Source organism: Streptomyces sp. NBC_01197, assembly GCF_036010505.1.
GTDB lineage: Bacteria > Actinomycetota > Actinomycetes > Streptomycetales > Streptomycetaceae > Streptomyces.
Genome location: NZ_CP108569.1, coordinates 889384 through 901811 on the forward strand (window position 1 = coordinate 889384; position 12428 = coordinate 901811).

11 protein-coding genes are annotated in these 12428 nt (G+C 71.3%); 5 read left to right on the forward strand and 6 right to left on the reverse strand.

Annotated elements, in window-relative coordinates; genetic code table 11:
- Window positions 1-65: 65 nt before the first annotated feature.
- The 4 genes from OG452_RS03980 to OG452_RS03995 all read left to right on the forward strand — a co-directional run bounded on the left by OG452_RS03980 (window position 66) and on the right by OG452_RS03995 (window position 4391).
- Window positions 66-425 carry an SsgA family sporulation/cell division regulator gene (locus OG452_RS03980; protein ID WP_405565684.1) on the forward strand — a complete coding sequence of 120 codons (360 nt, stop codon included), beginning with the start codon at window positions 66-68 and terminating at the stop codon, window positions 423-425.
- Between the two features lie 74 nt (window positions 426-499).
- Window positions 500-1351 (forward strand): class I SAM-dependent methyltransferase, encoded by an 852-nt coding sequence (locus OG452_RS03985; protein WP_327294209.1) that lies wholly within the window; start codon window positions 500-502, stop codon window positions 1349-1351.
- A gap of 270 nt (window positions 1352-1621) precedes the next feature.
- Window positions 1622-3220 carry an ABC-F family ATP-binding cassette domain-containing protein gene (locus OG452_RS03990; RefSeq protein WP_327294210.1) on the forward strand — a complete coding sequence of 533 codons (1599 nt, stop codon included), beginning with the start codon at window positions 1622-1624 and terminating at the stop codon, window positions 3218-3220.
- A gap of 193 nt (window positions 3221-3413) precedes the next feature.
- Complete coding sequence (locus tag OG452_RS03995; RefSeq protein WP_327294211.1) at window positions 3414-4391, forward strand: acyl-ACP desaturase; 978 nt, start codon at window positions 3414-3416, stop codon at window positions 4389-4391.
- A gap of 93 nt (window positions 4392-4484) precedes the next feature.
- On the opposite strand, the gene OG452_RS04000 is transcribed toward OG452_RS03995, so the two are convergent.
- The gene (locus OG452_RS04000) at window positions 4485-4730 is read right to left on the reverse strand and encodes a WhiB family transcriptional regulator (protein WP_327294212.1); all 246 of its coding nucleotides are present in this window, start codon (window positions 4728-4730) and stop codon (window positions 4485-4487) included.
- 71 nt (window positions 4731-4801) lie between these two features.
- Complete coding sequence (locus OG452_RS04005) at window positions 4802-5581, reverse strand: VOC family protein (RefSeq protein WP_327294213.1); 780 nt, start codon at window positions 5579-5581, stop codon at window positions 4802-4804.
- A 240-nt stretch (window positions 5582-5821) separates the two neighbouring features.
- Between OG452_RS04005 and OG452_RS04010 the strand changes: the two genes are divergently transcribed.
- The gene (locus OG452_RS04010) at window positions 5822-8134 is read left to right on the forward strand and encodes a DEAD/DEAH box helicase (protein ID WP_327299503.1); all 2313 of its coding nucleotides are present in this window, start codon (window positions 5822-5824) and stop codon (window positions 8132-8134) included.
- A 78-nt stretch (window positions 8135-8212) separates the two neighbouring features.
- Here OG452_RS04010 and OG452_RS04015 read toward each other — a convergent pair whose 3' ends face one another.
- From OG452_RS04015 to OG452_RS04030, 4 genes are all read right to left on the reverse strand, one after another.
- Window positions 8213-9652, reverse strand: coding sequence for a gamma-aminobutyraldehyde dehydrogenase (locus tag OG452_RS04015; protein ID WP_327294214.1), 1440 nt, complete (start codon window positions 9650-9652; stop codon window positions 8213-8215).
- A 112-nt stretch (window positions 9653-9764) separates the two neighbouring features.
- Entirely contained in the window at window positions 9765-11006 is a 1242-nt protein-coding gene (locus OG452_RS04020; RefSeq protein WP_327294215.1) for a lytic transglycosylase domain-containing protein, read from the reverse strand.
- Window positions 11007-11116: 110 nt separating this feature from the next.
- A complete protein-coding gene (locus OG452_RS04025; protein ID WP_327294216.1) occupies window positions 11117-11848 on the reverse strand; it encodes a hypothetical protein in 732 nt (243 codons plus the stop codon).
- A gap of 24 nt (window positions 11849-11872) precedes the next feature.
- Window positions 11873-12415, reverse strand: a complete 543-nt coding sequence (locus OG452_RS04030; protein ID WP_327294217.1) for a hypothetical protein — start codon at window positions 12413-12415, stop codon at window positions 11873-11875.
- Window positions 12416-12428 lie beyond the last annotated feature (13 nt).

Here is a 12428-nt window from a genome sequence, read left to right on the forward strand (position 1 = left end):
GCGAGACCTTGCCTCATGTCGTCCTACAGGCAGTCCAGGCTCGCCTGGTCACACCCGCACCCCGGATGGAGACCGTCCCGACCACCCTGCGCTACGACCGTGCGGACCCCTTCGCGGTGACCGTGGGCTTCCCGCCGCAGGCCACCCTGGCGGGCGTGGCGGTCTCCTGGGCGTTCGCACGCGACCTGCTGGTCGCGGGACTCCGTGCGCCTTCCGGTATGGGTGACGTACGGATACGGCCGTTCGGATTCGACCGGACCGTCCTGGAGTTCCACTCCCGCGAGGGCGTCGCGATGGTCCATATCCACACCACCGACTTGCGCCACTTCCTGAAACGGACCGAGACGCTCGTCCCCTCCGGGCGCGAGCACCGCTATCTCGACGTGGACCAGGACGTCGTGGAACTGCTGCGGGACGCCTGTTAGGCCGGCCTAGCTCCACGGCCGGGCACGTGCCGCCTGCGCTCTCCCGTACGGCCGCCATCGGCGATACTCGCGGCATGGCTGACCATGGTGCGGGCGACGGAGCGGACAACGGATACCTGCTCGACAACCAGCAGGCGGAAGCCGGCATCCGCTTCGGCGCGCTGGCCGAGCTGTTCGACCCCGTGACCTTCCGGCACATCGACCGGCTCGGCATCGCACCCGGTATGCGGTGCTGGGAGATCGGCGCCGGCGGCCCCACCGTCCCGCTGGGTCTGGCCGCACGGGTCGGCCCGGACGGCGCCGTGGTGGCCACGGACATTGACCCCTCGTGGACCGAGTCGGCGCTCGGCGCCGGCAGCGACACCGGCGGGACCATCGAGGTGCTGCGCCACGACGTGGCGGCCGACCCGCCGCCGCCCGGCGGATTCGACCTGGTCCACGCCCGGCTGGTGCTGGTCCATGTCACCGACCGGGCCGAAGCCCTGCGCCGGATGGTGCAGGCTCTGCGTCCAGGCGGCCGGCTCCTGATCGAGGACGCGGACCCCGGACTGCAGCCACTCCTGTGCCCCGACGAGTCCGGGCCCGAACAGCGGCTCGCCAACCGTCTGCGGTCAGGTTTCCGCGAGCTGATGGCGGCGCGCGGCGCGGATCTCGCCTACGGGCGCACCCTGCCCCGGCTGCTGCGCGAAGCCGGCCTGGACGGCGTACAGGCGGACGCCTACTTCCCTATCACCTCGCCGGCCTGCACCGTCCTGGAAGCCGCCACCGTGCGCCAGATCCGCTCCCGCCTCGTGGCGGCCGGGATCGCCACCGATCAGGACATCGACCAGCATCTGGCGAACGTCGCCACCGGCCGCCTCGACCTGGCCACGTCCCCCATGATCTCCGCCTGGGGGCGCCGCCCCGCTGTCCGGCCGTCGCTGTGACGCGCACGACCGCGCACCACCCGACGCGGTAAATCGCTTTGCGGGCCCGCCGGAGCGACCGTAATGTTCTCTCTGGCCCTGTCGTCGTTGATCGGAGTAGGACATTGCGCTACTGAGGTCTTGAGACACCGTGCCGTGCAGTGACCACACCTGCGCGCACCGCGTGTGACCTCGGTATTCGAGCTGTCCTCCCGGAACAGGGCCTTCTCTGTGCCCTGCGGTGTCTCCACCCGTTGCCCCCACCCCTTTCGCAGCAACCGGGAGACCCGTATGTCAACCCATTCGTCCACCCATATCTCCTGCACCGCGCTCTCCTTCTCCTGGCCGGACGGGACCTCGGTCCTCGACCGGTTCCAGCTGGCCGTCGGCCCCGGCAGGACGGGCCTCATCGGCGTCAACGGGTCGGGGAAGTCGACCCTGCTCCGGCTGATCGCAGGCGAGCTGACCCCGAGCGCGGGAGCCGTCCGCGTCACGGGCGACATCGGCTACCTCCCGCAGAACCTCGTGCTCGACACCGCGCTGTGCGTGGACCAGGCGCTGGGCATCGACGTCCAGCGGGCCGCGCTGCACGCCATCGAGGGGGGTGACGCGAGCGAGGAGCACTTCACGGCGGTCGGCGACGACTGGGACGTGGAGGAGTGCGCCCACGCGGTACTCGGCCAGCTCGGACTCGGCTCGGTCGGTCTCGACCGGACCATCGGCGAGGTGTCGGGCGGCGAGTCCGTCCTGCTGCGGCTCGCCGCGCTGCTGCTGCGCAGGCCGGACGTGCTGCTGCTGGACGAGCCGACCAACAACCTCGACCGGCACGCCAGGCAACGGCTTTACGCGGCGGTCGACGCCTGGCCCGGTGTGATGGTCGTGGTCAGTCACGACCGTGAACTCCTGGAGCGCGTCGATCAGATCGCCGATCTGCGGGACGGCGAGGTCCACTGGTACGGCGGGGCACTGTCCGCGTACGAGGAGGCGCTCGCCGTGGAACAGGAGGCGGCCGCGCGCATGGTGCGCGTCGCGGAGGCCGATGTGCAGAAGCAGAAACGCGAACTGGCCGAAGCCCAGGTCAAACTGGCGCGCCGCAAGCGGTACGGGCAGAAGATGATGGAGCAGAAGCGTGAACCCAAGATCGTGATGGGTGCGCGGAAACGCGCTGCGCAGGAGTCGGCCGGCAAGCACCGCATCATGCACACCGAGAGGCTGGACGACGCGAAGGAGCGGCTCAGCGAGGCGGCCGACGCGGTGCGGAACGACGACGAGATCCGGATCGAGCTGCCAGACACAAAAGTGCACGCCGGCCGGAGCGTGCTGACCCTGCGGGAACTCCAACTGCCGTACGGGAGCGGCGTCGAGGGCGAGTTCACCGCCCACGGACCCGAGCGGATCGCCCTGATCGGGCGCAACGGGGCAGGAAAGACCACGCTGCTGCGGACCATCGCGGGTCAGCTGGAGCCGGTCTCCGGGGAGGCGACGGCCCATGTGCCGCTCCGGTTCCTGCCGCAGCGGCTTGACGTACTGGACGACGGGCTGAGCGTCGTGGAGAACGTGGCGCGCAACGCGCCGGACGCAGGCAACAACCTGATCCGGGCACGGCTCGCCCGGTTTCTCTTCAAGGGGGCGCGTGCCGACCAGCCGGCCGGGACGCTGTCGGGCGGCGAACGGTTCCGGGCGGCGCTCGCCGCGCTGCTGCTGGCCGAGCCCGCCCCGCAGCTGCTGATGCTGGACGAGCCGACCAACAATCTGGACATGGCGAGCGTGCGCCAGCTGACGGCCGCGCTGGAGTCCTATGAGGGGGCGCTGATCGTGGCGAGCCACGATCAGCCGTTCCTGGAGTCGGTCGGCATCACCCGGTGGCTCACGCTGGGCGGCAGCGAATAGCCTGGCACCCAGCCGCGAATAGCCCGGCACCGAGGCGTGATATGGCTCTCCGTATCGTGGCCCGACCTGGTGGCATAACAGACCGTAACGGTACATATCGGAACAGGGGGTTGGCTGGGGCTTACTGCCGCCTTAACCTACGGATACGTAACCTACGAATCCGTAGGTAATACTCCCGTCCCCAGGAGCCCCCGTGACGATCACCTCTCCCCACCTCGGCAGTACGGACGCGTGGACAGACGCCCGGCTGCTGTATGCGCTGGAGGAGGTGGTGGAGAAGGAACTCAACCGCCATCTCTCCGTGGCCAAGGACTGGATGCCCCACGAGTACGTGCCGTTCTCCGACGCCCGTAACTTTCCCGGCTTCTTCGAGGACGGGAAGGCGTGGGAGCCCGAGCAGTCCAAGGTCACGGACATCGGCAGGACCGCGCTCGTGGTCAACCTGCTGACCGAGGACAACCTCCCCAGCTACCACCACGAGATCGCCTCGCTCTTCGGGCGCGACGGCGCCTGGGGCACCTGGGTGCACCGGTGGACCGCGGAGGAGGGCCGGCACGGCATCGTGATGCGCGACTACCTGCTGGCCTCGCGCGCCGTCGACCCGGACAAGCTGGAGCAGTTCCGGATGGCGCACATGTCGGAGGGCTTCGAGTCCGACAACCGGCACTCGATGCTGCACTCGGTCGCGTACGTCGCGTTCCAGGAGCTCGCCACCCGGGTCTCGCACCGCAACACCGGCCACCAGTCGGGCGACCCGGTCTGCGACCGGATGCTGGCGCGGATCGCGACCGACGAGAACCTGCACATGGTCTTCTACCGCAATCTGCTGGGCGCGGCCTTCGAGATCGCCCCGGATCTCACCATGCAGTCGGTGCGCGACGTCGTCGTCGACTTCCGGATGCCCGGACACGGAATGCCCGGCTTCGAGCGGGCCGCCGCGCAGATGGCGATCGGTGAGATCTACAACATGCGGATCCACCACGACGACGTGCTCCAGCCCGTCCTGCGGTATCTCAAGGTCCTGGACATCGACGGGCTCGGCCCGGAGGGGCTGAAGGCGCAGGAGGAGCTGGGCATGTACATGGGCGGCCTGGACGCCGAAGCCGCCAAGTTCGACGCGAAGCTCGCGGCCCGCAAGGCCCGGGTGGCCGCACGCGCCGCAGCGTCGTAGACCCCGTAGGCCGGGTGCCCCGGAGACCCGGGGGAGCCGAGCCGGTAGCTGTCCCGGCTCGGCTCTACCGGGTCGTCCCCCGTCCGGCCGGCGTCAGCTCGCGTCGCGTCTCAGGCCGTACCGCTCCTTCTCGGAGAGTCCTCCCCAGACTCCGAACCGCTCGTCGTGATCGAGTGCGTACTCCAGACAGGCCACTCGCTCCTCGCAGATTCCGCAGAGCCGCTTGGCATCACGCGTGGAGCTTCCGGGGTCGGGAAAGAAGAACTCCGGTCCCGTCTGGGCGCACAGAGCCCGCTCCTGCCAGGCGAGCTCAGGCACGTTGCTGGTGGTGATCGACATGACGGACACAGTGCCCGGCGGCGATCAATGTCCGGTCAACAAACGATGAACGAGCATCCCCGCCACGGGTCTCACGCACCGCCGGACTCGCTCTTGATCAGCGCGAACCGCCCTCCGTGGGGGTCGGTCGCCTTGGCGATCCGGCCCACGCCCGGCAGATCGACCGGCTCCATGACGAGGGAGCCGCCCAGCCGTTGCGCGGACGCCACCGCCGCGTCGGTGTCGGACACCTCGAAGTACGGCAGCCAGTAGCCCGCGTCGGCCGCTCCGGTCTGGACGAAGCCCCCGATGTTGGCCTCGGGGCCGCGGCCCGCCGGGGCCGCCATCGTGTACGTACCTCCCGGGTACGGCGCCGAGTTGGTCTCCCAGCCGAACACCGAGTGGTAGAAGGCTGCGGCAGCGGGGACATCCGTGGTGTACAGCTCGGTCCAGCAGAGCGTGTTCGGGACGTTCACCACCTCCATGCCCTTGTGCTCCTTGGGCTGCCAGGTCGAGAAGGGCGCACCGGTCCTGTCCGTGAATCCGGACATGCGGCCCAGCGTGGCCACGTCATGCGGTCCGAACAGCGATGCGCCGCCCGCCTCCTCGACGGCCCGCGCGGTCGCCTCGGCGTCATCGGTCCGGAAGTAGACGGACCAGGACGCCTTGCCCGCCTCCCCCTCCGTCCTCTGCATCACCCCGCCGACCGTTCTCCCGTCCAGGGCATACATGCCGTAGCCGCCGAACTCGGGACCCGCCGACCGGAACTCCCAGCCGAACAGCGCGCCGTAGAAGGCGGTGGCCCCCTCCTGGTCGGGGGTCGCGAGATCGATCCAGTTGGGTGAGCCTGCGACGAACGGGATGCTCAGCATGGTGCGCTCTCCTTGGCTCGGGGGGCGGAATCCCCCTCGACCTGCGTTTCAGAGTCTTGCACCAGGCACTGACAGTCCCGCCCGCCACGGGCCTCCGGGTACGGCCGGGCGGGTAGCGGGGCGACCCCAATGGCGTATCCGGTCCGTACGCCGGACGGTCGCCCCGCCCGCACCTCCGGCGCGCTCCGGGACCGGCCGGAGTTGTCCGCATCGCGTGAGATCATCCCTCCGGTGAGCGGCGTGAAGCACGGTCCGGCCCCGGCCGGCAGAAGAGCCCGAGCCCTCCTCCTGGAGGCGGAGCGGCTGCTCGGTGCGGCGCGGGCCGTCGTCGCCGACCATGCCGCGGCCGCCGACGCCGTACGGAGCGCGCTCACCCCGCTCCAGCAGGAGCTGGCCAGGGCCGAGCTGGAGCCGATCCCGCTCTCCCGGCTGCGGGACGTCACCGAGGGCCGGCTGCGGCTCGGCGCCCTGGAACAAGCGGGTTTCACCACGGTCGCCCAGGTGCACGACGCGGGCCGCTACGCGCTGCGGCAGCTGCCCGGCGTCGGCGCCCAGACCGCCGACCAGGCCGTCGCCGCCGCCGGGCAGATCGCCAGGGCGGTCGAGGAGACCGTCACCGTACGGATCGACATCGACCGCCCCGAGCCGCGCACGACGGCGCTCGTCAGATCGCTGCACGTGCTGGCGCAGGCCGGGCCAGGACTGCGCCGCGCCCATGACACGGCACTGCGGCTCGGCACCGAGCTCGACCGGCTCCTGCCGCAGGCCGGGCCGGGTCGCAGCAGGCTCCGGACGGCGCTGGCCGGCCGGACCAGGCGTACGGAGGTGCTCGCCGCGCTCGAAGCCGTCGGGGACCTCACCCGGCAGTCGGCGGCGGACGGGGTGCCGCTGCTGCTCGCCCAGGTCTCGGCCGATCTGCTGCGGGTGCCCGCGTCCGATGCCGAGGCCTGGGTCGGCTTCGAGCTGCGCTCGGCCGACTACTACAGCCTCCTCGCGGAGTTCGCAGGCAAGGGCCCCGACCTCGCCGCGGCGGAGGGGTTCGTGCCCTCCGGCATCGCCGGGCGGGTCCGTGCCCAGCCGCTGGACGACAGCAGGCTGCGGGTGTCCCTGCGCGGCTACCAGGCTTTCGGGGCGCGGTTCGCGCTGGTGCAGCGCCGGGTGATCATCGGTGACGAGATGGGGCTCGGCAAGACGGTCCAGGCCATCGCGGCGATGGCCCATCTCGCGGCGGGCGGCGCCACGCACTTCCTGGTCGTCTGCCCGGCGAGCGTACTCATCAACTGGACGCGCGAGGTGGGCTCCCGCTCCACGCTGGCCGTCCGGCCGGTGCACGGACCGGGGCGCAGGCCGGCCTTCGCGGAGTGGTGCGAGCGGGGCGGGGTCGCGGTCACCACCTTCGATGTGCTGCATCTGCTCGCGGTCCCGGACGACGTACGCCCGGGGATGCTCGTCGTCGACGAGGCGCACTTCGTCAAGAACCCCCTCACCCGGCGGGCGAAGGCCGTGGCCGACTGGACCGGCCCGTCCGAACGGGTGCTCTTCCTGACCGGCACGCCGATGGAGAACCGGGTCGAGGAGTTCCGCAGTCTGGTCCGCAGGCTCCAGCCCGAGCTGGTGCCCGCGGTCCTGGACCGGGACGCGGCAGCCGGCTCACAGGTGTTCCGCAGGGCGGTCGCGCCCGCCTATCTCCGCCGCAATCAGGAGGACGTCCTCACGGAGCTGCCCGCGCTGGTGCAGGTGGACGAGTGGGAGGAGCTCAGCGCGGGGGACCTGGCGGCGTACCGGGAGGCCGTGGCGGACGGGCACTTCATGCGGATGCGCCGGGCCGCTTACGCCCGCCCGGAGAGTTCGGCGAAGCTCCGGCGGCTGCGCGAGCTGGTCGCTGAGGCAGCCGCCAACGGTCTGAAGGTCGTGGTGTTCTCGTACTTCCGCGATGTGCTGGCCACGGTGGGGACGGCCCTCGGCGGGACGGCGTACGGGCCGGTGGAGGGCGGCCTGCCGGCCGCCCGCCGCCAGGAGCTGGTCGACGCGTTCTCGGCGGCCCCCGGGCACGCGGTGCTGCTGAGCCAGTTCCAGTCCGGCGGGGTGGGGCTCAACATGCAGGCGGCTTCCGTCGTCATCCTGTGCGAGCCGCAGATCAAGCCGGCCATGGAGCACCAGGCCGTGGCACGCGCCCACCGGATGGGCCAGGTCAGAACGGTGCGGGTGCACCGGCTGCTGGCCGCCGACAGCGTGGATACGCGGATGCTCGGCGTACTGGCCGACAAGGCGCGGCTGTTCGACGCGTACGCCCGGCGCAGCGAGGTGGCCGAGGCGACGCCCGACGCGGTCGACGTCTCCGACGGGAGCCTCGCCCGGCGGATCGTGGAGGAGGAGCAGCTGCGGCTGTTCCTGGCGAAGCGGGAACTCGCCGAGGGAGCGCTCGCAGAGGGGGAGCCCGCAGACGGACAGCTTTCCGCACGGGAGGCACGGAAGGTCCCGAGGCAGGGGGCCCCGGACGAGGGGGCCCCGGAGCTGCGCGTCTCTGAGCGGGAGGCGGCCGGAGACGCGTGAAGGCCCGCATCGCTGCGGGCCTTCACGGGTGCCGGTGTCCCGGCGGACCGCCAAGGGTCAGAGCGCGGTCATCAAGTGTCAGAGCGCGGTCATGACGTGCTTGATGCGCGTGTAGTCCTCGAATCCGTACGCCGAGAGGTCCTTGCCGTAACCGGAGAGCTTGAATCCGCCGTGCGGCATCTCCGCGGCGAGCGCCCCGTGGTTGTTGATCCACACGCAGCCGAAGTCCAGGCGCCTGGACATCCGCATCGCGCGCTGGTGGTCCTTGGTCCACACCGATGAGGCGAGCGCGAAGTCGACGCCGTTGGCGTAGGCCACGGCCTGGTCCTCGGTGCTGAACGACTGGACGGTGATGACGGGGCCGAAGACCTCGTTCTGGATGATCTCGTCGTCCTGGTGCAGTCCGGAGACGACCGTGGGGGCGTAGAAGTACCCCTGGTCGCCGACCCGGTGGCCGCCCGCCTCGACCGTGGCGTGGCCGGGGAGCCGGCCGATGAACCCGGCCACCTGGGCCAGCTGGTTCGCGTTGTTCAGCGGGCCGAAGAACGCCTCGGCGACCTCCGGGCCGCCGGTCGTGGTCGCCGCCGCTGCCTCGGCGAGCGCCGCGACGAACGCGTCGTGGACGGACTCGTGCACGATGACCCGGGTCGCGGCGGTGCAGTCCTGGCCCGCGTTGAAGTAACCGGCCACCGCGATGTCCTCGGCGGCCTTGGTGAGAGCTTCGCCGCCGAGGTCGTCGAAGACGACGACCGGCGCCTTGCCGCCCAGCTCCAGGTGGACCCGCTTGACGTCCTTGGCCGCCGAAGCCGCGACCTGCATGCCCGCCCGTACCGAGCCGGTGATCGCGGCCATCGCCGGGGTGGCGTGCTCGACCATCAGCCGGCCGGTCTCGCGGTCTCCGCAGAGGACGTTGAACACGCCTTCGCTGTGGCCGAGTTCGGCCAGCACTCCGCCGACGATCTCCGCGACCAGGACGGTCGACGCGGGGGTGGTGTCGGACGGCTTGATGACGACCGTGTTGCCGGCCGCGAGGGCCGGAGCGAACTTCCAGACCGCCATCATCAGCGGATAGTTCCACGGCGCGACCTGCGCCACGACGCCGACCGGCTCCCGCCGGATGATCGACGTCAGCCCGTCCATGTACTCGCCGGCCGACCGGCCCTCAAGCAGCCGGGCCGCCCCCGCGAAGAAGCGGATCTGGTCCACGACCGACGGGATCTCGTCATCCGTCAGCTGCGCGAGCGGCTTGCCCGTGTCGCGCGCCTCCGCCGCGATCAGCTCGGCCGCGCGCTCCTCGAAGACATCCGCGACCCGCAGCAGCACCTTCTGGCGTGCGGCGGGGGTCGCGTCGCGCCACGCGGGGAACGCGGCGGACGCGGCCTCCATGGCCGCGTCGACGTCGGCGGCCCCGGACAGCGCGGAGGTCTCGTACACCTCTCCCGTACAGGGGTCGGTCACATCGAGAGTGCGGCCGTCGGCCGCCTCCTTGAACTCACCGTTGATGTAGTTGCGCAGCATGCACACCAGCCTCGCGGAATCCGCGGCCCGCGTGACCGGACAATGTGGAGCACCGGCCCCGCCGCCCCCTACAGAACGGCACAGTCAGGACGGCACAGCCAGGAGGGCACCCTCAGGACGGCGCACCCGGATCTGCGGGGGCAGACGCGCAGCCGTCGCCCGGCGTGCCCGACGGGCTCGGGTCCGCCGTCGGCGAGCCGGAAGGGGACGGTGACGGCGACGGGCACTCCGGCGGTGTGCTGCCGCCGCTGCCGGGACCGGGCGACGAACTGTCCGGCGGCCCCGGTGTGGGGCCCGACGACGGCGAACCGGTGCCGCCAGGATCTCCCGGGGCGCTCGGTGAACTGCCGGGCGGAGTCGGGGTGCCACCGGCGGACGGGCTCGCGGACGGTGTGTGGGAGGGCGCGGGGCCGATGACGATCCCGCCGCCGCCAGGGGCCCCGTGCCCGTGCCCGTCCCCGTGTCCGCTGTGCTGGTGCGACTTGCCGGTCTGTGTACCGTCGGACGCGCTGCCGCCGGACCCGCTGCCCGCGCCCGGGCTGCGCGGCAGGACCCCTTCGCCGTCCGGGACCTCGTGCGTTCCGTTCCGGTAGAAGGAGAGCCAGGACAGCACCAGCCTCAGATAGGCGTCCGAGTGGTTGTAGCTGAGGACCGCGCTGTCCAGACCGCCACTGCTGCGGAGATCACGGCTCCCGGCGCAGAGATAGTGTCCGGCGGCGAGCGCGGCGTCGAAGACATTGTCCGGGTCCTTCTTGCCGTCGTGGTTCCCGTCCTGCCCCCAGGCCGCCCAGGTGGACGGGATGAACTGCATCGGGCCCACCGCCCGGTCGTACGTCGTGTCCCCGTCGTACGCGCCGTGGTCGGTGTCGGGGATGTGCGCGAAGCCCGAGCCGTTGAGCACCGGGCCGAGGATCGGTGCGAGGGTGGTGCCGTGCTTGTCGACCGCCCCGCCCCGCGCCTGCCCCGATTCGACCTTGCCGATCGCGGCGAGCAGCTGCCAGGGCAGCCCGCAGGCGCGGTCGCTGTGACGCAGCTGCGCCTCGGCGGACCTGTAGGCGGCCAGTAAGGTCGCCGGGATCCCCGACTGCTCGTACACCGGTCCGGCGCCGGTGGCGTCGGCCGGGTTGCCCGGCGGAGGCGGAGTGACCAGCGGCGGGATCTCGGTGTGGAACGAGTTGTCCGTGGGGCCTTCGACCTGCGCGGTGGTCTCACCGGCCGGTACGGACGATTTCTTCGGCTGCGGCAGCTGATCGTGCACGAGTCCTGGTGCCTGCGAGGCGGTGAGCGCGGCCATGGCCACCGCGGCCACCGCGCTTCCCCCCAGTCCCCGCCGCATCCGCCGCACGTGCCTCATACGCCGCTCCCTCATCGGAATTCCGGAATCATCGGGCTGTTCGCGCTGTGCTGGTCACCGGGCTGGGCCTAGCCGGCCAGGCCCAGTCGGCCGGGCCAGGGGTGGCCGGGTCACCGGGTGAAGGTGTCGATGTTCGCGATCCGCCACTTGCCGCCCCCGCGCACCGCGTCGACGGCGAACATGGCCGCGGCGTAGGTCGTCCGGTCCTTCTTCGCGGCCGTGTCGGTGTTGCTCTGGTCGGCGTAGAGGAGCACGCGCGCGCGGTCGCCGTCGATCAGCTCCACACCGCTCTCGGTGACGGTGGTGGTCAGCACGGGCTTCTGCTTGGCGGCCTGCGCGCGTACGGCCGCCAGCATGTCCTTGTGCTGCTTGACGGCCTTGCCGGTGAGGAGGGTCGCCGCGGCCCGGTCGGCCTTGGCCGTGTTGGTGTAGTCGTACGAGAAGAGGGCGTCGACGGCGCTGGTGACCTGGCCCTTCACCTCGGTTGTGCGGGCCACGTCGCTCAGTGCGCCGTTGCTGGTCGCTGCGGAGTCGTGCAGCGTGGACGCCCGTGTCCCCGCGTAGGCGGCGAACCCGCCGAGCAGCACGGTGAGGACGGCGAGCAGCACGGGCAGCCGGGCGAAGGTACGGAGCCGCGGGCGTGGAGCCCCGGAGCCGGTAATCCCCGCCTCTACGGGTTCAGGACCTTCGGGTTCAGGCCCCCCGGCGTCCGCATCGACGTCGGCGGCAGGACCGGCACCTGGCGTTTCAGACGGCTTCTCCGTCGGCCGCGGCCTGACGCGCACCGGGGCCACGGCCGCCAGTCGCCGCTGCCGGTTGATGAGATGACGGGTGGTCGACATGTCGTCCTCAGCTCCTCTCCTGGGTCAGCCGGCGGTGTTGCCGACGGGTGCCTGGCCCAGGGCGCTGAGTTTCCAGCCCCCGGACGTACGCGTGAGCTCACCGAGCAGCCGGCTCTCCTTCTCGGCCGGCTTGCCCTTCGGCGCGGTCACCGTGATCCGCAGCGCCACCATCACGCTCGCCCTGCCCGCCCGGTCGTCCAGTTCGGTGACCGCGCCGGAGAGCACCTTCGCCGTGGAAACCGTCTGCGCCTGTTTGATCTGCTTCTCGAACTCAGGCCTGCCATCGGTGAGTTGCTTGTGCAGATCGCCCGTCGTCGACGCCTCCCAGGTGTCGAGCCCGGTCGTCAGCTTCCGGTGGTCCAGCGTGTTCATGTTCTGTACGGCCTGCTCCCCCGCGGCCAGTACCCGGTCCCGCGACCGTGCGTACGCGGCGGAGTCGTCGTGCGCGGCCGCGTACCAGGACCACCCGCCCCAGCCCGCCGCACCCGCGGCCAGCAGCGCCAGCGCGAGTGCCACGACCGTCAGCGGGTTCCTTGCCGTCCTCAGCGTATTGAGCGTCGTGGGCATGTACGTCTCTCCC